This window comes from Gordonia sp. N1V (genome assembly GCF_029269935.1).
In the GTDB taxonomy this organism is placed as follows: domain Bacteria; phylum Actinomycetota; class Actinomycetes; order Mycobacteriales; family Mycobacteriaceae; genus Gordonia; species Gordonia polyisoprenivorans.
The window spans coordinates 123,709-143,346 of the sequence record NZ_JARJDD010000013.1 but is presented as its reverse complement, the minus strand read 5'-3'; the positions used below and the strand labels follow the sequence as shown (position 1 = coordinate 143,346).

Genomic DNA, 19,638 nt, shown 5'->3' with positions numbered 1-19,638 from the left:
GGTTACCGTTAGGCGTGTCGTTTCTTCTCGATCACCGCGTGCGCCGCCCCGGGTCCTGCCGTCCGCCAGGGAGTCGGGGCCGACGTCGCGTCACGTCCGTCGCCGTTGCGGCGATGGTCATGGGCTCCGTGTTCGGGATCGGGGCGGCCCAGGCCCGGCCGCACACTCCGTTACCCGTGACCTACGACTTCCTGGCCGGTATCTCCGCCGAACTCGCCCATCCCGGCGGGTCGCTCCCCGGCACCAACGACTACTCGTGCCGCCCGTCGGCCGCCCACCCGCGGCCGGTGATCCTCGTTCACGGCAGCGGCGGTGGGCAGCAGACGAATTGGGCGACGCTCGCGCCAGTGTTGGTCAACGCCGGCTACTGCGTGTTCGCACCCACCTACGGTGCCCTCGGCACGGTGTGGCCGGTGTCGGCGCTCGGCGGACTCGGTCCCAAACCCGACAGTGCCTGGCAGATCAAGGAATTCATCGACCACGTGCGCGCCGCGACCGGCAGTGATCAGGTCGACATCGTCGGACACTCGTTGGGCACCGAGATCCCCACCTACTGGCTGAAATACCTTGGTGGGCGCGGCCATGTGGCCCACTACGTGTCGCTCGCGCCGTACTGGCGTCAGGGACCCGACGACGACGACGTCCGCGGCGAGACGATCGCCGCATTCCGCGCGCGACTCGGGATCGCGCCGCCCGGTCATCCGGCGTGCCCCGAATGCACACCTGCGCCGGCGGATCTGAACTTCAACCAGGCGGTCCGCCTGCCCTCGCCCTACCTGCCGGGGGTGCGGTACACCAACATCGTGACGCGCGACGACGAGATCGTCACCCCGTACTCGTCAGGCATCCTTCCCGGACCACCCGGCACCGACGTCACCAATATCGTTGTGCAGGAAGGCTGTCCGATCGATCACGCCGACCATCTGTCCATCGTGGCGAACCGGCGATCTGCCGCGCTGGTGCTCAACGCCCTCGACCCGGCTCATCCGCGCCTGGTGCCGTGCGTACCGGTGTCGCCGGTGACCGGCGGCTGATCAGACCGTGACGTACGTGCCGAGCATCCGGACGAAGGCATCGGTGGTGTGCTCGAGCGATACCTGATCACCGGTCATCACATAGCCGAGGGTGAGCCCGTCGGCGGCCGCCACCACCGCGGGAGCGATCTGCTCTTCGGGTATCGCCCAACGGAATCCGCCGAGCCGCGCGCCCTCGCGCAGCATCCGGATGACCAACTCGGTGTAGCGCGCGTACAGATACTCTGCCAGCGGTTCCAAGCCTGTCGTGCGGCGTGCGAACAGTCCGAGCGAGATCAGCGCATGCTCGCGGGTGGCATTGCCGGCCACGTCTCCGGCGAAGCTCTCGAATCCGGCGCGGATCACCTCGCGCGGATGTAGTGGTGCGTCACTCGAGCGTTCCTCGAGCGCGCCGATCCGCTCGTTGAGCGCATCCAATTCCTCGTTGATGCCATGCTCGGCCACCGCCGCGAGCAACTCGTCGCGACTGTCGAAAGCGTAGAACAGCCCCGACTGCGGAACGCCCGCCTCCAGGGCGATCCGTCGTGTGGTGGCGCTCTCGACACCTTCGGTCGCGATGACCCGCAAGGTGGCCTCGATGGCGAGTCGGCGTCGCTCGGCGACACTCAACCGCATCGGGTTCTCCTCTGTGTGGTCCGGCCGACGAGAAGTCGGCCGAGACATTGTTGTGTGGACGTGTTCAGCGGACGAAAGTGAACACACCGGATAGTACTCACAACGTGGTTCGAGCCGCATCGCCTGCGGGATCCGCGACGGCAACGTGATTGCGGGCGTGCGCAATCGCGCTATCCAAGGAGTCGATCAAATGGTTCTGGTGACGCAGGGAATCCACCACGCCGACACCGGTGAGCAGTCTGAGGTGTTCGGGTTGCACGCCCTTGATGATGACGGTCACGCCGCGGGACTCGAGTTCGGTGACGATCTCGGCGAGGGTGTGAGCCCCGGTCGCGTCGAGCATCCCGAGGTGCGACATGCGGATGATCACCACCTGGACGGTATTGGCGCCTTCGCTGATCGTTGTCGAAATACGTTCGGCCGCACCGAAGAACATGGCGCCATCCAGTCGCAGCAGGGCGATGTGCTCGTCGCCGGGCATCGGCGGGCCGGGTAGGTCCTCGCGAGTCACCGCGGAGCGACGGGCGATCTGGCGCAGCGCGAAGAACGCCGCTACCACGATTCCGATCTGCACTGCCTCGATCAGGTCGAAACAGACCGTGATCACCGCGGTCACGGCGAAGATCAGGGCATCAGATCGTGTGGAGTGCAGGATCTTTCGTATCGTCGATGCCGAGATCATGCGGAAGCAGGTGACCATCAGGACACCGGACAACGCGGCGAGCGGAATCGTCGACACCGGGCCGGTCGCCAGGTAGACCACGCCCAGCAGGAACAACGAATGCACGATGGCCGCCACCCGGGTCCGGGCCCCGGCACGGACATTGACGGCAGTCCGCGCGATCGCGCCCGTGGCAGGCATGCCGCCGAACAGGCCCGATGCCATCGACGCGAGCCCTTGGCCGGTGAGTTCGCGATCGGGATCGTACGGTCCGGTCGGCGACATCGTGGCCGCCACCCGCGCCGACAACAGCGACTCGATGGCGGCGAGCGCGGCGATGGCGACGGCCGCGCTCAGAAGCGAGTGCAGCGCTTGAGTGTCCACATGCGGTAACACCGGCGCCGACAAGTGCGACGGGAGTTCGCCGATCGCTGCCACGTCGATGTGGGCGAAATGGGTGACCAGGGTGACGACGACGATGGCGGTCAGCGATTCCGGGATCGAACGGTGCAGCCGTGGGAGCGTGACCATCAGGGCGGCGACGACTGCGACCACACCCAGTGTCTTCAGTGCGGCCGACCAGTCGGCGTCGGCGATCACCGACCACGCGGCGGGCAGGGTGCGCTCCCCCTTGGGGGGCGTGGAAGCGAAGGCCGCCGGTACCTGCTGCAAGAAGATGGTGATCGCGATACCCAGGGTGAATCCCTCGATCACCGGCCACGGGATGAAGGTGACCGCGCGGCCGAGCCCGACTGCGCCCGCGAACAGCACCAGCAGCCCGGCAAGCACCGTGACCAGTGCGATGCTGCCGATGCCGTGTGCAGCGACGATGGGGGCGAGGATGACCGCCATCGCACCCGTGGGTCCCGAGACCTGCACATGGGACCCCCCGAAGACCGCTGCGACCAGGCCGGCGATGACAGCAGTGATCAGGCCTGCGGCGGCGCCGACACCGGACGAGATGCCGAAGGCCAGAGCGAGGGGCAAGGCCACCACGCCGACAGTGACCCCGGAGACGACGTCGACCTTCCACGACGACCGCAACCCCGCATAGTCGGTGCGCGTGGGGAGCAGGCGGGCGGTGCGGCTGCGAACGATCTGCGCGCCTCGGCGGACGGTCGCGCCGGCCTGGTCGAGCTCGTTCACGCCCGGACGACTGGCGGTAACGCGGAGATCGCGTCGTACTGCTCGCGCTGCTCGTCGAGCGTGTCGGCCAGGAAGGTCCGGGCGATGAGCAGCAACTCCGACACCTTCGGATGGGCGAGCGTGTAGAACACGGCGTTGCCGGTGCGCGTCGAGCGGACGACGTGATGCCGTTTGAGCACTGCGAGATGTTGGGACATGGTGGTCGGGCCGATGTCGATGATGGTGAGGAGTTCGCTCACCGGGGTCGGCGAGTCGTTGGCCGAGAGGACCTCGAGGACCCGGATACGCGCCGGATGGGCGAGCGCCTTGAACAGGTTGGCCTTGATCTCATAGAGCGGCTGATCGATGCCAGTGAATCCGTTGGTCGACACGGGGGCTCCTCGGTCATCCATCGCTCTATATCAACGATGAATTAATGGATTGCGTGATTGCTTAATCGATAGTACGGCGCAGAACCCCGCTGGACAAGTCGGAGATTGCAGACCACGAAAGTGGTCGACGGGTGGAGCCGATGCGAGGTCAGTCGCGCGGAACGCGCACACCGAGGAGGTGGGCGTCGGGATCGTGGTCGACGCCGATCGTCTGCCAGGGCACACCGATGCGCACGACCGCGTAGGCGGAGGTGGGGAAGCGATCAATGGTGCCGTGTGGGTCGAGGGTGAGCGCGGTGGTCGGCATACCCGGGTCGTGACCGACGACGAGGACAGTCGTGGCGTCGGACGGTGTGTGCAAGCGCAACGCCTCGAGCACGTCGGACGGGCTGCCGCCGTAGAGGTCGTCGAGGTAGACGGTCGGGGCGCTGATCCCGGTCCGGTCGAGCGTTTGCCGGGTGCGCGTGGCCGTCGAGCACAGCACGGCGTCGACCGACAGTCCCTCCTCGGTCATCCATCGACCGGCCAGGGCTGTCTCGCGCCGACCGCGGTCGGCGAGCGGGCGCCCGTGATCGCCGAAGCCCGGCGGGTAGCCGGACTTGCCGTGGCGCATGAGGACCAGCGTCCGCCGCGGGCCGGCGGTGTCGGCGTGGCTCACGCGACGCCTCGGCCGTTGCGGGCTGTCGTCGCCGGGCGCGACGACAGCGTGTCGCGGGAGCGCTGTGCGCGGGCCAACACCCGGGCGGTAGCCCGCCACGCCGCGGCCTCCTGACGGTGGAAGCAGGCCGGCTCGGCGGCGTGGTCCCACTCGCCGTGATTCCGAACGGGGTCGTCGACATCCGCCTCGGTGGCCGCGTCGGCGCAGGTCTCGGCCAGTTCGGCGGCGGTGTCGGCGTCGGCGGCCTCGTCCAGGCACCCGACGATCAGGTGGTCGACGAGCGAGGGGTCGGTGCACACGGCCTCGATCGTGGTGGCATCGAGGGTCGCGAGGATCTCCAGTTCTGATCGCAACCGCATGCATCCAACCTACGACGTGCAAACCTCGCCTCGCGGGTAGGCACACCGTTAGCCTTGTGGACGTGCATTCCTGGGTTCCGGCGATACTCGCGGTTCTCGCGGCACTGTTGATCGCCGCCGGAACCGTGTTGCGTCAGCGTGCGTCCCGGGCGTCGGGTGCGATCACCCGCGGCTGGTGGGCGGGGGCGTCCATCGCGATCGCCGGGTTCGCGCTCCAGGCGGCTGCGCTCGGCCTCGGATCGATCCTGCTGGTGCAGCCACTCGTGGTCCTCGCGGTGCTGTTCGCCCTACCGCTCGAGGCGTGGGCCGATCGGCGCCATCCCGCCAAGCGCGAGTGGGCATGGGGTGCGGTCCTGGTGATCTGCGTGGCAACGTTCCTGCTCATCTCGCGCCCCGAACCGTCGATGCGCCGACCGCACGACCTGATCGTGTGGGCGACGGTCGCCGCGGTCGCCGCGGTGATCGTGCTGTGTGTGGTCTGTGCCGAGCGTTCGACCCCGCACTATCGGGCGCTGTTCTACGGGTTGGCCGCGGGCACCCTGTTCGGGGTGTCGGCGCTGCTGATCAAGACCATCGTCTACCAGCTGCTGCACCATCCGGTGCACCTGTTCATGCACCCCGAGCTGTACCTGTTCGTCGTGGTCGCCACCGGCGCGATCCTCGCCCAGCAGAAGGGTTTCGGTGCCGGCGACCTGCAGACGTCGTTCCCGGCGATGAATGTGATGGAACCCGCGGTGGCGATGGCACTCGGCGTGGTGCTGCTCGGCGAGAACCTCAAGGTCTCGACGACCACGGCCCTGTTCCTCGGAGTGGTGTTGGCGGTGATGATCCGGTCGGTCGTCGAGCTGGCCAAGGAATCGGCGGTCCGGTGCGGCACCTTGCCCGGCCAGCCGGCGCCTACGGTCTCCGAGGGCCCTGTCTCCGAGGACGCGGGGGTCGATCCGACCGGGGATGCGTCGACGCCCCGGGCCCAGCCCGAGCCCGGAGCGTCGACTGGCAGTGATCAGATCAGGCGGTTACCGGATCGATCACGGGGATCAGATTCTGCGCCCACGTCGCGGCCATCACGCTCGGCTTGACCGCCGAGGAGTTGTCGTGGCGGGCGTGCTCGCCGACCTGCGTGGCGCCCCGTGCGGTGAGCTTCTCGGCCATCAGTTCACCGCCGCGGTTGAAGGTCTCGCCGTAGACCGTGTCGCCGAGCCCGAACACCGCGAACCGTAGGCCGGACAGGTCGGGGGCCAGGGCGTCGAGTTCGTCGGCGAAGGGCTCGGCGCCGGTGGGCAACTCGCCCTCACCGTAGGTGGAGCAGATCACCACGAGGAAGTCCTGGGCGTCGAGATCCTCCACCGCGAACTCGCTCATGTCGTAGATCGACGGATCGTGATCGACGCTCAGGACGTCGGCGATGGCATCGGCGACCAGCTCGCCGTTGCCGGTCTCGGTGCCGTAGAGGATGACGACGGACATGGGACTCCTTCCAGAAACATGGCAAGGCTACCCTAATTTGCTCCCGCTTCACCATCCGGTCGGGTCGTGCTGCTCACCACATTCGCCGCCGGTGCATGACGGCCGACCCTTGCGCAATTACTTGGATGTCCTAGTATTGGGGTGTCCCCAGAATCCCGAGCAGAAGTCCAGGTGATCTCGCGGTGAGTACAACCACCACCTCCATCCCGCACTACCTCAACGGCACCAAGGTGACCGCCGACGGCGGTCGCTTCGCCGACGTCTTCAATCCGAGCACCGGCGCCGTCGCGGCACAGGTTCCGCTCGCCAGCACCGACGACGTGGCCAAGGCGGTCGAGACCGCCAAGAAGGCCCAGCAGGAGTGGGCCGCGTGGAACCCGCAACGGCGCGCCCGGGTGCTGATGCGCTTCGTCGATCTCGTGAACAAGAACGCCGACGAGATCGCCACCACCCTCTCGCTCGAGCACGGCAAGACCCACGCCGACGCCCTCGGCGACATCCAGCGCGGCATCGAGGTCATCGAATTCGCGATCGGCATCCCGCATCTGATCAAGGGTGAGTTCACCGAGGGCGCCGGTTCGGGCATCGACGTGCACTCGATTCGTCAGCCCCTCGGTGTGGTCGCGGGCATCACCCCGTTCAACTTCCCGGCGATGATCCCGCTGTGGAAGGCCGGTCCGGCACTCGCCTGCGGTAACGCCTTCATCCTCAAGCCCAGCGAGCGGGACCCGTCGGTTCCGGTCCGCCTCGCCGAATTGTTCACCGAGGCAGGGCTTCCCGACGGTGTGTTCCAGGTCGTCCATGGCGACAAGGAGGCCGTCGACGCGCTGCTCGATCACCCCGACGTCAAGGCACTCGGCTTCGTCGGCAGCTCCGACATCGCGCAGTACATCTACTCCACCGCCGCGGCGAACGGCAAGCGTTCGCAGTGCTTCGGTGGCGCCAAGAACCACATGATCATCATGCCCGACGCCAACCTCGATCAGGTCGTCGATGCATTGATCGGCGCCGGCTACGGCAGCGCCGGGGAGCGGTGCATGGCGATCAGCGTGGCGGTACCGGTCGGGGAACAGACCGCAGAACGGTTGCGCGCCAAGCTCGTCGACAAGGTCAACGCGTTGCGCGTCGGACACTCCCTCGACCCGAAGGCCGACTACGGGCCGCTGGTGACCGCAGCCGCACTCGAGCGGGTGCGCACCTACATCGGCAAGGGCGTCGAGGAGGGTGCCGACCTGGTGATCGACGGTCGGGAACGGGGCAGCAACGAGCAGACCTTCGGTGACGAGGACCTGTCCAACGGCTTCTTCATCGGCCCGACGCTGTTCGATCATGTCACCAAGGACATGTCGATCTACACCGACGAGATCTTCGGTCCGGTGCTGGCCATCGTGCGCGCCGCCGACTACGACGAGGCGCTCGCCCTGGCCTCGGATCACCAGTACGGCAACGGTGTTGCGATCTTCACCCAGGACGGTGACGCCGCCCGCGACTTCACCGCCCGCGTCGAGGTGGGCATGGTCGGGGTGAACGTTCCCATCCCGGTTCCGGTGGCCTACTACACCTTCGGCGGCTGGAAGCGGTCGGGCTTCGGCGACCTCAACCAGCACGGTCCGGCGTCGATCCAGTTCTACACCAAGACCAAGACCGTCACCTCACGCTGGCCGTCGGGCATCAAGGACGGCGCGGAGTTCGTCATCCCGACGATGGACTGATCGGCGATGACGACCTTCGTGGACTCCGGTCTCGACGCCGACGAGCGCGTCATCGTCGAGACCGCGGCCGACTTCGCCGCGAAACGCATTGCCCCACATGCTCTGAGGTGGGACGCCGACAACCACTTCCCAGTCACCGAGCTGCGCGAGGCCGCGCAGCTCGGCATGGGTGCGATCTACTGCGCCGAGGATGCCGGTGGTAGTGGTCTGCGCCGACTGGACGGGGTGCGGATCTTCGAACAGCTCGCCTACGCCGATCCGGCCGTCGCCGCCTTCCTGTCCATCCACAACATGTGTACGTGGATGGTCGACGAGTACGGCACCGATGAACAACGCGCACAGTGGGTTCCACGGCTGGCGAGCATGGACACCGTCGCCAGTTACTGCCTCACCGAGCCGGGTGCCGGTTCGGACGCGGCAGCGTTGTCGACCCGTGCCGAGCGGGTCGGGGCCGAGTACGTGCTCACCGGCGTCAAACAGTTCATCTCCGGTGCGGGTTCGTCGGATCTCTACGTCGTGATGGCGCGGACCGGGGATGCCGGGCCCAAGGGCATCTCCACCTTTCTCGTCGAGAAGGACTCGCCGGGGCTGAGTTTCGGTGCCCAGGAGCACAAGATGGGGTGGCACGCCCAACCCACCGCGCAAGTGATCCTCGACGAGGTGCGGGTTCCGGCGACCAACCTCCTCGGTAACACCGAGGGCATCGGATTCGGTATCGCGATGAACGGCCTCAACGGCGGCCGGCTCAACATTGCGGCGTCGTCGTTGGGTGGTGCGCAGGCGGCCTTCGACAAGGCGGCCGCCTACGTCGCCTCCCGAAAAGCCTTCGGGGCGGCGCTGATCGACGAGTCGACCATCCGGTTCACGCTGGCCGACATGGCGACCTCGCTGCACACCTCGCGCCTGATGCTGTGGCACGCGGCGAGTGCACTCGACGCCGGCGCCCCGGACAAGGTCGAACAGTGTGCGATGGCCAAGCGTTACGTCACCGACTCGTGCTACTCCGTCGCCGACCAGGCGCTGCAGCTGCACGGCGGCTACGGCTACCTGGCCGAGTACGGAATCGAGAAAATCGTCCGGGATCTGCGCGTGCACCGCATCCTGGAGGGGACCAACGAGATCATGCGAGTCGTGGTGGGTCGGTCCATCGCGTCGCGCTTCTCGAACTGACATCACCGAGAGATTCGATATGGAGATTCGACAATGACGACGATCGCCTTTCTGGGACTGGGCAACATGGGTGGGCCGATGGCGGCGAACCTGGTCAAGGCCGGGCACACGGTGCACGGCTTCGATCCGGTGCCCGAGGCGGTGAAAGCGGCGCAGGAGAGCGGTGTCGAGACCTTTCCGACCGCGGTGGAAGCCGTCGCGGTCGCGCAGGTCGTGATCACGATGCTGCCCAGCGGCGCAATCGTCAAGCAACTCTACGACGAGATCCTCCCGGCGAGTGCCACCGGCACGCTGTTCATCGACAGCTCGACGATCTCGGTCGCCGATGCCCGTGAGATCAATTCGCGCGCTGGTGATCTCGGCTTCGCGCAGGTCGACGCCCCGGTGTCGGGAGGTGTGAAGGGCGCGACCGCGGGCACCCTCGCATTCATGGTCGGCGGCAGCGAGGAGGCCTTCGCCGCGGCGCGCACCACCCTGGATCCCATGGCAGGCAAGATCATCCACTGCGGTGACGCCGGTGCCGGACAGGCCGCGAAGGTCTGCAACAACATGCTGTTGGCCGTGCAGCAGATCGCGGTCGGCGAGGCCTTCGTCCTAGCCGAGAAACTCGGCCTCTCCGATCAGGCGCTCTACGACGTCGTGACCGGTGCGACCGGCAATTGCTGGGCCATCGAGACCAACTGTCCGGTGCCCGGCCCGCAGCCGGCGTCGCCGGCCAACAACGAGTTCAAACCCGGCTTCGCCACCGCGCTGATGAACAAGGACCTCGGCCTGGCCATGGACGCCATCGCCGACACCGGTTCCCGCGCACCCCTGGGAACCCATGCGGCGCAACTGTATCGGGCCTTTGCCGAGCAGAACGCGGGACTGGATTTCTCGGCGATCATCGAGACCTTGCGTTGAGGTGAGCACTTCTGGGTGATGTTGTGCCCGCAATCCGGGCACAACATCACCCGGAATCACGCTGCTGGTGACTGCAGCGCCTGCGCGACTCGGTCAGCCACGACGGCCGGGCGGTCGATCAGGTCGGACCACGTGAAGTTGAGTACCGTCCACCCCGCCGCGACGAGTGCGTTGCGCTTGGTGCGGTCTCGTTGAAACGTTACCGCGTCGCGGTGGAAGCCGAAGCCGTCGATTTCCACCGCGACCATGTGGCCGGGAAACGCGAAGTCGATGACGTACCCGCACGAAGGCAGGTTGGCGACCCACCCGGTGATGTCAGCCGAGCGAAAGAGCTTCACCGTGAGTCGTTCGGCCTCGGATCGTGCGCCGTCGCCGACCAGCCGCAGATACTGCGCCACTTGTGCCGCGCCGCGGCGTCGTGGGTACCGGGCATGCGCTGCCGCAAGCGACTCGGGGGTGACGCGCCGGGACAGGAGGGCCGAGTCGATCACCGACATTCCCAGGTCGAGTGCGGCGTCGAGGACGGTCAGGTCGGGGCCGGTGGTCCGGAGGCCGTCGTGGACGATGATGTCCTTGTCCTGCAGTGGTCGGTAACGTGCCACGGCGGTAGCCGACGACCGATGATGTCGCCCGTGGGTGCTGGTGAAGACCACGTGCTTGCGCGGCTCCGTGGCGTGTAGGCCAAGCCACCACGCGGCGGCAACTCCACCCAGGACGGCTTGCCGATGTACCGAGAGCACCGCGATGCGTGCTTGTGCGCGATCCGAACGTGCGTGTCCGGAAACGAGATAGACCCCTCGTGCGACGACCTGCCAGGTGCCGGAGGCGACCCGTCGTTGGATTGCCGACGCGCTGAGTCCGCACGCAGTCGCCTCCTCGGTGGTGAACACGCCGTCACGTCGCACCGACAACTCGTGAATGTCCATGACGAATTCGACGCGGGACACCGCCAGTCGGTTCCACGACGCTTCGGATCTGTGTTCCGGGTGATGCTGTGCCCGCATTCCGGGCATAACATCACCCGGAACGACGACCACCGTCAGAAATCCCCCGCGTGATGACGCAGCGAGTGGATGGCGCCGACCAGACCTCGGATCTCGTCACCGTCCATGCCGACGTCGGCGAACACCTCGCGGTTGAGTGTTGTCGTGGCGTCCTCGACGGTGGAGCGCCCCAGGTCGGTGATCTCCACCAGCGTGGTCCGGCCGTCGGTGGGGTGGGGCAGTCGCCGGACCAGCTGTGCCTCCTCGAGTCGACGGATCGCGTGGGTGACGCTGGTGACGTGGACCTGGAGTCGGTCGCTGGCCTTGGTGATCGGCAGGGCGCCGTGCCGCGAGAACGCGAGCAGACGGAGCAACTCGAAGCGAGAGAACGTCAAATCGTAAGGGCGCAAGGCGGTCTCGACGCGTGCCAACAGAATCTGATGGGCGCGCATCACCGAGGTGACCGCGACCATTCCATCGGCGACATCACCCCATCCGGCTTCGGCCCAGTTGTCCTTCGCCTCGGCGATGGGATCGAAACGCATGCTCCGGCCTGCCATGCGTCATACCCTATCCCGGCACCCGGTGTGCCGCGGCAACCGATCGCCCTGGTCGCCACGCACGGGAGGGCCCGAGATCGGTCGGAACAGGTGGGTCGACGGAGTCCGACCAGCGCCGTCACGGCGCAGCGAGCAGCACGCGGATCGCGCCGACGATGGTGTCGACCAGCGCGGCGACGGTGTGATCTCCGAGTTCGCCGCGTTGTTCGTCGGAACGCAGCATGATCACCGATTCGACGAGGCGGAAGGGTAGCAGTCTGCGCATGTCGGTGGGGTCGTCGAGGGCGGTGGCGGCCAGGGACTCGTACGCTCCGGCCAATTCTTGTCGGGCGGAACGGAAGTGGGCGTATCGCTCGTCGGCGACCTCGGGCAACAGATAGAGCGAGCCGAGATTCCAGCGTGCGTCGACAAGCTGTTGGGCGTCGATGCGCGCAAGTTCGAGGAGCCGGTCGAGGGCGGGGGCGTCGGACCCCAGCAATTCGCGCGCGGTCTCGAGCGAACCGACGACGGTCGTGTCCAGCAGCGCGGCGAGGATGTCGTCCTTGTTCTTGAAATAGTGGTAGAGCGAGGCCTGCCGAATGCCGACCGCATCGGCGATCATGCGCGTCGAGGTACCGCTGTAGCCGTGACGGACGAACAACTCGCCTGCGGCGTCGAGGATCTCGTCGCGTGCAGTGGCTCCGCGCCGCTTGGGCTCGGTCAGGCGAGGCCGCCCGGGGCCGGTGCCGCGGGGAGGCGCGGTACGGGACATGGCGGCTGGCTCCTCGCGCTCGGCTCCTCGGAAAGAAAGCATGCTGGTCGGTTTCGCGACAGAATCAGCCTAACGCAACGGTGCGTAACACGGCTGTCACAGGGGTTTCCCGGCCCGCAACATATCTATCACTCGACAGAAATAGATCGACGGTTATCTATCAACTGACAGATACAGTGCTCGACGGGGAGCCCTACCGAAGGACATCGCCATGACCATGACCGCTCATTCATCCCCGGAGCCCACCCCGACTCCCGCCTCACCGTCGTCGGGCGGGGGTGACACCGACGACCTCCTCGACCTCGGCTACGACCAGCAACTGCACCGCTCGCTCGGTAAGTTCGCCTCGTTCGCGGCCGGCTTTTCGTTCGTCTCGATCCTGACGACCATCTTCCAATTGTTCGGTCTCGGTTTCGGATTCGGCGGACCGGCTTTCTTCTGGACCTGGCCCATCGTCTACGGCGGCCAGTTCCTGGTGGCGTTGTGCTTCGCGGAGATCGCCGCGCGCTACCCGATCTCGGGTGCGATCTACCAGTGGTCGCGCCGAATGGGCGGAGAAGTCGTCGGCTGGTTCGGGGGGTGGTTCATGATGATCGCGCAGATCGTCACCGCGGCCGCGGCGGCGATCGCCCTGCAGGTCGTCCTGCCCGCCGTCTGGACCGGTTTTCAGATCATCGGGGACGACCCGACGCTCACCAGCACCTCCGGTGCGGCGAATGCGGTCCTGCTCGGTTCGGTACTGCTCGTGGCCGTCACCGCGATCAACTGCGTCGGGGTGCGGTGGATGAGCCGCGTCAACAACATCGGCGTGACCTGTGAGCTCGTCGGCGTCACCGCAGTGGTGCTGGCACTGTTCACCCACGCCAAGCGCGGCCCCGACGTCGTCTTCGACACCGGACTACCCGGACAACAACCCGGCTACATCTGGGCGTTCATCGTCTCGGGTCTGATGGCCGCGTACGTGATGGTCGGCTTCGGGTCGGCTGGTGAGCTCGCCGAGGAGACCCGCAACCCCCGTCGGGTCGCACCGCGTACCATCCGGATGGCGCTGACCGTCTCGGCGATCGGTGGTGGCCTGATGCTGCTCGGCGCGTTGATGGCCGCTCCGACACTCGGTGACGACCTCGCGACCGGAGGCCTTCCGTACGTGCTGGATTCGGTGCTCGGTGGTTTCTGGGGCAAGGTCCTGCTGTGCGACGTCGCGGTGGCGATCTTCATCTGCACCCTGGCCATCCAGACCGCGTGTTCGCGGTTGATGTTCTCGATGGCCCGCGACGGCCGGTTGCCCTTCTCCGCGCGACTGGCACATGTCAACGCCCGCACCGGAACCCCCATCGCGCCGTCCATCCTGATCGGGCTGCTCTGCGTCGCGACCCTGCTGGTCAACGTCGGCAACCCGGCGATCTTCGCGACCCTCGCGAGTGTCTGCATCATCCTGATCTACCTGGCCTACCTCGCGGTCACCGGACCGATGCTGTACCGACGGCTGCAGGGCTGGCCGAAGGGGACCGTCGAGGTCGACGCCGAGGGCAAGAAACTGTTCGGACTCGGGCGATTCGGCTTCGTGGTGAATCTGGGGGCGGTGATCTACGGGGCGCTGATGGTCGTGAACCTCGCCTGGCCGCGCACCGAGATCTTCGACCCCGCAGGCGATATGCCGATACTGCGTTGGGCCGGCCCGATCTCGATCGCGATCACGGTGCTCGTCGGAATCGTCTGCCATCCCAGGGGAAAAGAGCATCCCAAGCCGGTCACGCCCATTGGCACGGGCCGCAACCAGCCGCCAGACCAGCGACATCGCCACCGTCGACTGACTCCCGTGTCGATCCCCCCCCGAACCACCACACCTGTTCGATCCCAAGGACTCTCATCATGAATGCCACCGCCACCACCGCCGGCGCTCGCGCGCACGCCCGGGCCCAGGCCACAACCCTCACCGACTCGATGCCGGTGGTGCCCTCCACCGGATGGCCGCACCCGCCCGCCGGCGTCGAGGCCGCCGACCTCACCTGGGCCGAGACCGTCCCGGGTGGTCGTTACACCACCAAGGTGCTCGCCCGGGGAACCCGACTTCGCCTGCGCGACATCACCGGAACCGCCTGTGCGCACCTGCTGGTATGGCGTGCCGACGCCCCCCATGAACGTCTCAACGTCGCCGACACCGTCAAGGTGCCCTGGCAGGCCTACCTCACCACCGGGCACCCGCTGCTCAGTGACCAGGGGCGGGTGCTGGCGACCGTCGTCGCCGACGACAGCCGCCATCACGATGCGCTCTGCGGCACCTCGACGCTCGCCGGAAACATCGCCAAATATGGTGCCGGGAGCCCCCATTCGGGCAGTCCTGCCGGACGCGAGATGCTCGTGTTGGCTGCCGCGAAGAACGGGTTGACGCCAACCGACGTGGCACCGTCGTTGTCGTTTTTCCACGGTGTCACCGTCGGCGCCGACGGTTCGTTGCGTTCCACCGGGTCGGCGGGTGCTGATACGGCGGTGGAGCTGATCTTTCATCTCCCGTGCATCGTTGCTCTCGCCAACACCGCTCACCCTCTCGACCCTGCGGCCGATTTCGAGGTCGGCTCCCTCGAGGTACTGGCCTGGCGCGCAACCGCCGACCTCGACGCACTTCTCGCCGACGCCGAGCGCCGCGACCCCGAATATCAACGGGCCGTCGCCAACAGCGAAGACGCCCACCGCGCAACCCATTTCTGACCTCGACACCCACCCGCGACCACACTCACCCCGATCACACCCACAGGGACAACCATGACCACCACACTCGATCCGACCCTCGACCCGACGACGGCATCTGCCGATGAGATCGCCCTCGTTCCCGGCGAGGTGATCCTCGACGAGATCGTCGGCGAACGCGGTCCCTGGTCGGGAATCGTCACCGCCGGTGACGTTCTCACCATCGTCGATCTGCACGGCAACCAGGCTGTCGATACCCTCTTCTACGGCGCCCACGATCACACGATCCGCTACAGCGCACAGGCGACGATCGCCGAGCAGGGCAACATCTTCCTGACCACCGGAACGGTGATCCGGGACCAGGAATCGGCACCGATGATGACCATCGTCGCCGACGAGGTCGGCAATCACGACACCCTCGGCGGCGCCTGCTCGCAGGAATCCAACACCCTGCGCTACGGACACCACACCAAACACCAGCACGCGTGCGTGGAGAACTTCCTGATCGGCGGTGCACGGCACGGTCTGGGCAAACGCGACCTCGTCGGCAACATCAACTTCTTCATGAACGTGCCCGTCGACCCCGACGGATCACTCGGCATCGTCGACGGCCTCTCGGCGCCGGGACGTCGGTTGGCGTTGCGCGCAGAGGTCGACACCCTCGTGTTGGTCAGCAACTGCCCACAGATCAACAACCCGTGCAACGGTTTCGACCCGACCGCGGTGCGTGTGGTGGTGACCCGATGACCGCGTGCGAGATCCTGCGTGCCGGACCGTTCACGACCGTCCAGGACTGGCCCGGTCGCGCCGGCTACTGGAAGGTCGGGGTGCCGCCGTCGGGGCCGATGGACGATCTGTCGTTCCGGCTTGCCAATCAAGCGGTCGGCAACCCCGACTCGGCTGCAGGCCTCGAAGCCACGATGGCCGGCCCCCGACTGCGCTTCGACGAACCCACCGTCGTCGCCGTCACCGGTGCACCGGCGAGTATCTCCATCGACGGAACACCTGCTGCACAATGGGTTCCACTGCATCTTCAGGCCGGCCAGGTCCTCGACATCGGGACCGTCGGGGCGGTCGGTTTGCGCGTGTACGTCGCAGTTGCCGGCGGCATCGACGTCGAGGAGTATCTCGGCAGTCGATCCACCTTCACCATGGGACGATTCGGAGGCAAGGACGGACGGACCCTCGCCGACGGCGATACCCTCCCGATCGGGCCCGCCGGATCGGGTCCGATCACCCGGATTCTCACCGACGAGATCCCGGCGCTGACCAATTCGTGGGAACTCGCGGTGACCGTCGGTCCGCACTCGGCGCCGGAGTTCTTCACCGCCGCCGACATCGACGACCTGATGTCGACCGGCTACGAGGTGCATTTCAATTCCGACCGCACGGGCATCCGTCTGATCGGTCCCCAACCGCGGTGGGCGCGCAGTGACGGCGGCGAAGCCGGCCTGCACCCGTCCAACATCCACGACAACGCGTATTCGGTGGGCGCACTGGACTTCACCGGGGACACCCCGATCCTGCTCGGGCCCGACGGCCCGTCGCTGGGCGGGTTCGTCTGCCCGGTCACCGTTGTCGCCGCCGAACGATGGAAGCTCGGGCAACTCAAGCCCGGCGACACGGTGCGCTTCGTGGCGGTGCGCTCGAGGGCGGCGGCGTCTCCGTCGACGCTGGGCCGCGACCGCCGCGCGAGTTTCCCGCACGTGCTGTCCACCGGCGGCGACGCCGACCACGGCATCCTCGGGCGCACGACCACCGCCGACGGCACCACCGAGGTGACCTACCGGCGCAGCGGCGACGACAACATCCTCGTCGAATACGGGGACATGCGACTGGATCTGGAGCTGCGAGCACGCGTGCATGCGCTGAGTGAACGTATCGCCGCCGAACAGCCGCGTGGGCTCATCGACCTCACCCCGGGCATTCGTTCGCTGCAGGTCAAGGCCGACCCGGACGTCTGGTCACAGACCTCGATGTTGCAGTGGCTGAGCGAATGCGAGGCACAGCTCCCGTCCGCCGACGACCTCGTTGTTCCGAGTCGGGTGGTGGATCTGCCGCTGTCGTGGGACGATCCGGCGACCCGCGAGGCCATCGAGCGGTACATGCTCGGCGTGCGGTCGGATGCGCCGTGGTGCCCGTGGAACATCGAGTTCATCCGACGGATGAACGGGCTCGACTCGGTCGACGACGTCCACCGCATCGTCTTCGACGCCGAGTACCTCGTACTCGGCCTGGGCGACGTGTATCTCGGTGCACCCGTGGCGGTTCCGCTGGACCCGCGTCATCGGCTGGTGACCACCAAATACAATCCGGCGCGTACCTGGACCCCGGAGAACGCCGTCGGCATCGGTGGTGCCTACCTCTGCATCTATGGGATGGAGGGCCCCGGGGGATACCAGTTCGTCGGCCGCACCACCCAGGTGTGGAATCACCGACACCCGCAGACCACACCCGGGTTCGATCCGGAGCACCCGTGGTTGCTGCGCTTCTTCGACCGCATCCGCTGGTATCCGGTGAGCGCCGAGGAACTCCTCGACATGCGCGCCGACGTCGCCGCGGGCCGCGGCGACTCCGTCCGCATCACCGACGGTATGTTCTCGTTGTCGGCACACCAACAATTCCTCGACGCGCACGCCGACGAGATCGACGCCACCCGCGGAGCAATGGAGAGTGCCCGCGCCGAGGAACGCGAACGTTGGTCGCAGGGAGGGGAATTCGCCGCATGACACGCATCGACGATCTCTACGCACGTATCGCCGAGGCCGACCGGCCGGAGGTCTTCATCACGCTGCGCCCGCAATCGCAGGTCGCCGCCGAGTACGCGGAGTCGCTCGCCGCGGCCGGGCCGCTGGCCGGAACGGTATTGGCGGTCAAGGACAACGTCGACGTCGCCGGTGTGCCGACGACCGCGGCGTGTCCCGGTTACGCCTATACCCCCGACACCGATGCCCCGGCGGTCGCCGACTTGCGCGCGGCGGGCGCGGTCGTGATCGGCAAGACCAACCTCGACCAGTTCGCGACCGGACTGGTCGGCACGCGCAGTCCTCATGGGGCGGTGCGGGATTCGCGTCGGCCCGACCGGATCTCCGGTGGGTCGAGTTCCGGGTCGGCGGTCGCGGTGGCGTTGGGTTTCGCCGACATCGCCATCGGCACGGACACAGCCGGCTCGGGCCGGGTTCCCGCGGCGCTCCAGGGCATCGTCGGGGTCAAGCCGACCCTCGGGGTGGTGTCCACGACCGGTGTGGTGCCGGCCTGCGCCGATCATGACGTCGTCACGATCTTTGCTGCTGACCTCGACACCGCCGACCGTGCCATGGCGGCCATGGCCGACGCGCGCGGCCCCCGACCTTTCGACGGACACGTCGCCTTCGCCGCCCCCGAGACACCGGTACTCGCCGTCCCGGAACAACTTCCCGAACTCGACTCCGCGTGGCGGGCAGCCTTCGCCGAAGCGGTCACACGCGCCGAGGACTCCGGCTTCCGGGTGAAGACTATCGATCTGTCGGCTTTCCTCGCCGCCGCCACGCTGCTCTACGACGACGCACTCGTCGCCCAGCGATACGACGCGGTGGGTGAATTCCTCACCGGACTCGCCGATCCGGTGGCTGCGGGCGTCGATCCGACGGTCGCCGCGATCATCACCGGTGCCGGTCGGTTCAGCGCCGTCGACCTGCTGCGGGCACACCGGCGATTGGCCGAGCTGCGCGAGCGGGCGATGCGCGAGTGGGGTGACTCCGACGCGCTGATGGTGCCGACGGCACCGCTCCACCCCCGGATCGACGAGGTGGCCGCTGATCCGATCGGCGTCAACTCGAGGATGGGCACCTACACCAATTTCTGCAACCTCCTCGACCTGTGCGCGGTCGCCGTGCCCGCCGGTACGGTCACCGAGCCTGACGGCAGCACAGCACAATTCGGGATCACGCTGTTGGGCAAAGCGCATCACGATGCGGCGATCATGGATCTCGCCCGCCGGTACTGTGGTGACCGCGTGCCGCGTGCGGCGTGGCCGGAATCGCATACCGCCGGAGTGGAATTGGCGGTTTTCGGGGCGCACATGCGGGGCGGTCCGCTGACCCACGAGTTGTCCGGGCGTGGTGCCCGGTGGGCGGGGGAGGTACGCACCGCATCGAACTATCGGCTGGTGAAGCTCGACACCGTACCTCCCAAACCGGGTCTCATCCGAGACCCGGAGTGCGGCAAACCGATTCACGGAGAGCGATGGGTCCTCTCGCCCTCCGCCCTCGGCGAGTTCCTCGCCGCCCTACCTGAACCGATGATGCTGGGTCGGGTCGAGCTGTCCGACGGTCGATGGGTCGTCGGATTCGGCTGCGCGGCCGACGCGGGAGCCGAGGGGGAGAGGCTCGGTCGGGATCGGTGGTGACGTTCCCAACGATGGTCGAGACCTCTTGTTCCCGGAAACAGCACCGTAGCAAGCGGTCTCGAGGCTCGGCGCACGCGCCTCGCACCTCGACCATCGATGAGGAAACGACCCGTCATTGCGGGTGGCGGCGGCTTCTGTCCGATGGTCGAGGCCTCGAGACCCTTTGTGCCGAT

General features: G+C 67.2%; 19 protein-coding genes. 10 read left to right on the top strand and 9 right to left on the bottom strand.

All coding sequences use genetic code 11. The features are described from left to right. Nucleotides 1-119 precede the first annotated feature (119 nt). Nucleotides 120-1,034, top strand: coding sequence for an alpha/beta fold hydrolase (locus P3L18_RS17715; protein WP_346348437.1), 915 nt, complete (start codon nt 120-122; stop codon nt 1,032-1,034). On the opposite strand, the gene P3L18_RS17710 is transcribed toward P3L18_RS17715, so the two are convergent. From P3L18_RS17710 to P3L18_RS17690, 5 genes are all read right to left on the bottom strand, one after another. Then, nucleotides 1,035-1,649, bottom strand: coding sequence for a TetR family transcriptional regulator (locus P3L18_RS17710; protein WP_276114813.1), 615 nt, complete (start codon nt 1,647-1,649; stop codon nt 1,035-1,037). A gap of 97 nt (nt 1,650-1,746) precedes the next feature. Then, a complete protein-coding gene (locus P3L18_RS17705; RefSeq protein ID WP_276114825.1) occupies nt 1,747-3,408 on the bottom strand; it encodes a SulP family inorganic anion transporter in 1,662 nt (553 codons plus the stop codon). A 44-nt stretch (nt 3,409-3,452) separates the two neighbouring features. Further along, on the bottom strand, nt 3,453-3,848 hold the full coding sequence (locus P3L18_RS17700) for a metalloregulator ArsR/SmtB family transcription factor (protein WP_172398748.1): 396 nt from the start codon (nt 3,846-3,848) through the stop codon (nt 3,453-3,455). Nucleotides 3,849-3,975: 127 nt separating this feature from the next. Beyond that, nucleotides 3,976-4,485, bottom strand: a complete 510-nt coding sequence (locus P3L18_RS17695; RefSeq protein ID WP_079929000.1) for a histidine phosphatase family protein — start codon at nt 4,483-4,485, stop codon at nt 3,976-3,978. Beyond that, the gene (locus tag P3L18_RS17690) at nt 4,482-4,844 is read right to left on the bottom strand and encodes a hypothetical protein (RefSeq protein WP_276114812.1); all 363 of its coding nucleotides are present in this window, start codon (nt 4,842-4,844) and stop codon (nt 4,482-4,484) included. Before P3L18_RS17690 ends, P3L18_RS17695 begins: the two co-directional genes overlap by 4 nt. Before the next feature lie 56 nt (nt 4,845-4,900). On the opposite strand from P3L18_RS17690, the gene P3L18_RS17685 reads away from it, so the two are divergent. Then, nucleotides 4,901-5,923 carry a DMT family transporter gene (locus P3L18_RS17685; RefSeq protein ID WP_346348436.1) on the top strand — a complete coding sequence of 341 codons (1,023 nt, stop codon included), beginning with the start codon at nt 4,901-4,903 and terminating at the stop codon, nt 5,921-5,923. On the opposite strand, the gene P3L18_RS17680 is transcribed toward P3L18_RS17685, so the two are convergent. After that, nucleotides 5,853-6,311: a flavodoxin family protein gene (locus tag P3L18_RS17680; protein ID WP_276114810.1), complete on the bottom strand. Its 459-nt coding sequence runs from the start codon at nt 6,309-6,311 to the stop codon at nt 5,853-5,855. The two genes, P3L18_RS17685 and P3L18_RS17680, sit on opposite strands and share 71 nt — an antisense overlap. Before the next feature lie 182 nt (nt 6,312-6,493). On the opposite strand from P3L18_RS17680, the gene P3L18_RS17675 reads away from it, so the two are divergent. From P3L18_RS17675 to mmsB, 3 genes are read left to right on the top strand one after another with little or no spacing between them, the layout of a single operon-like run. After that, nucleotides 6,494-8,023, top strand: coding sequence for a CoA-acylating methylmalonate-semialdehyde dehydrogenase (locus P3L18_RS17675; RefSeq protein ID WP_079929003.1), 1,530 nt, complete (start codon nt 6,494-6,496; stop codon nt 8,021-8,023). Nucleotides 8,024-8,029: 6 nt separating this feature from the next. Then, the gene (locus P3L18_RS17670) at nt 8,030-9,193 is read left to right on the top strand and encodes an acyl-CoA dehydrogenase family protein (RefSeq protein WP_276114809.1); all 1,164 of its coding nucleotides are present in this window, start codon (nt 8,030-8,032) and stop codon (nt 9,191-9,193) included. A gap of 33 nt (nt 9,194-9,226) precedes the next feature. Continuing rightward, the gene (gene mmsB / locus P3L18_RS17665) at nt 9,227-10,096 is read left to right on the top strand and encodes a 3-hydroxyisobutyrate dehydrogenase (protein ID WP_276114808.1); all 870 of its coding nucleotides are present in this window, start codon (nt 9,227-9,229) and stop codon (nt 10,094-10,096) included. Nucleotides 10,097-10,152: 56 nt separating this feature from the next. Here mmsB and P3L18_RS17660 read toward each other — a convergent pair whose 3' ends face one another. From P3L18_RS17660 to P3L18_RS17650, 3 genes are all read right to left on the bottom strand, one after another. After that, the gene (locus P3L18_RS17660) at nt 10,153-11,022 is read right to left on the bottom strand and encodes a type IV toxin-antitoxin system AbiEi family antitoxin domain-containing protein (RefSeq protein WP_172398751.1); all 870 of its coding nucleotides are present in this window, start codon (nt 11,020-11,022) and stop codon (nt 10,153-10,155) included. A 113-nt stretch (nt 11,023-11,135) separates the two neighbouring features. After that, nucleotides 11,136-11,639, bottom strand: a complete 504-nt coding sequence (locus P3L18_RS17655) for a MarR family transcriptional regulator (RefSeq protein WP_079929006.1) — start codon at nt 11,637-11,639, stop codon at nt 11,136-11,138. Between the two features lie 118 nt (nt 11,640-11,757). Then, nucleotides 11,758-12,390: a TetR/AcrR family transcriptional regulator gene (locus P3L18_RS17650; protein WP_006368417.1), complete on the bottom strand. Its 633-nt coding sequence runs from the start codon at nt 12,388-12,390 to the stop codon at nt 11,758-11,760. Between the two features lie 211 nt (nt 12,391-12,601). Between P3L18_RS17650 and P3L18_RS17645 the strand changes: the two genes are divergently transcribed. From P3L18_RS17645 to atzF, 5 genes are read left to right on the top strand one after another with little or no spacing between them, the layout of a single operon-like run. Next, nucleotides 12,602-14,266, top strand: coding sequence for an amino acid permease (locus tag P3L18_RS17645; RefSeq protein WP_276114807.1), 1,665 nt, complete (start codon nt 12,602-12,604; stop codon nt 14,264-14,266). Next, nucleotides 14,263-15,099 (top strand): urea amidolyase associated protein UAAP1, encoded by an 837-nt coding sequence (locus tag P3L18_RS17640; protein WP_276114806.1) that lies wholly within the window; start codon nt 14,263-14,265, stop codon nt 15,097-15,099. Before P3L18_RS17645 ends, P3L18_RS17640 begins: the two co-directional genes overlap by 4 nt. A 54-nt stretch (nt 15,100-15,153) precedes the next feature. Beyond that, the gene (locus tag P3L18_RS17635; RefSeq protein WP_006368420.1) at nt 15,154-15,825 is read left to right on the top strand and encodes an urea amidolyase associated protein UAAP2; all 672 of its coding nucleotides are present in this window, start codon (nt 15,154-15,156) and stop codon (nt 15,823-15,825) included. Continuing rightward, nucleotides 15,822-17,807, top strand: a complete 1,986-nt coding sequence (locus P3L18_RS17630) for a 5-oxoprolinase/urea amidolyase family protein (protein ID WP_276114805.1) — start codon at nt 15,822-15,824, stop codon at nt 17,805-17,807. Before P3L18_RS17635 ends, P3L18_RS17630 begins: the two co-directional genes overlap by 4 nt. Next, nucleotides 17,804-19,465, top strand: a complete 1,662-nt coding sequence (gene atzF / locus P3L18_RS17625; protein WP_276114804.1) for an allophanate hydrolase — start codon at nt 17,804-17,806, stop codon at nt 19,463-19,465. Before P3L18_RS17630 ends, atzF begins: the two co-directional genes overlap by 4 nt. The last annotated feature ends 173 nt before the right edge of the window (nt 19,466-19,638 follow it).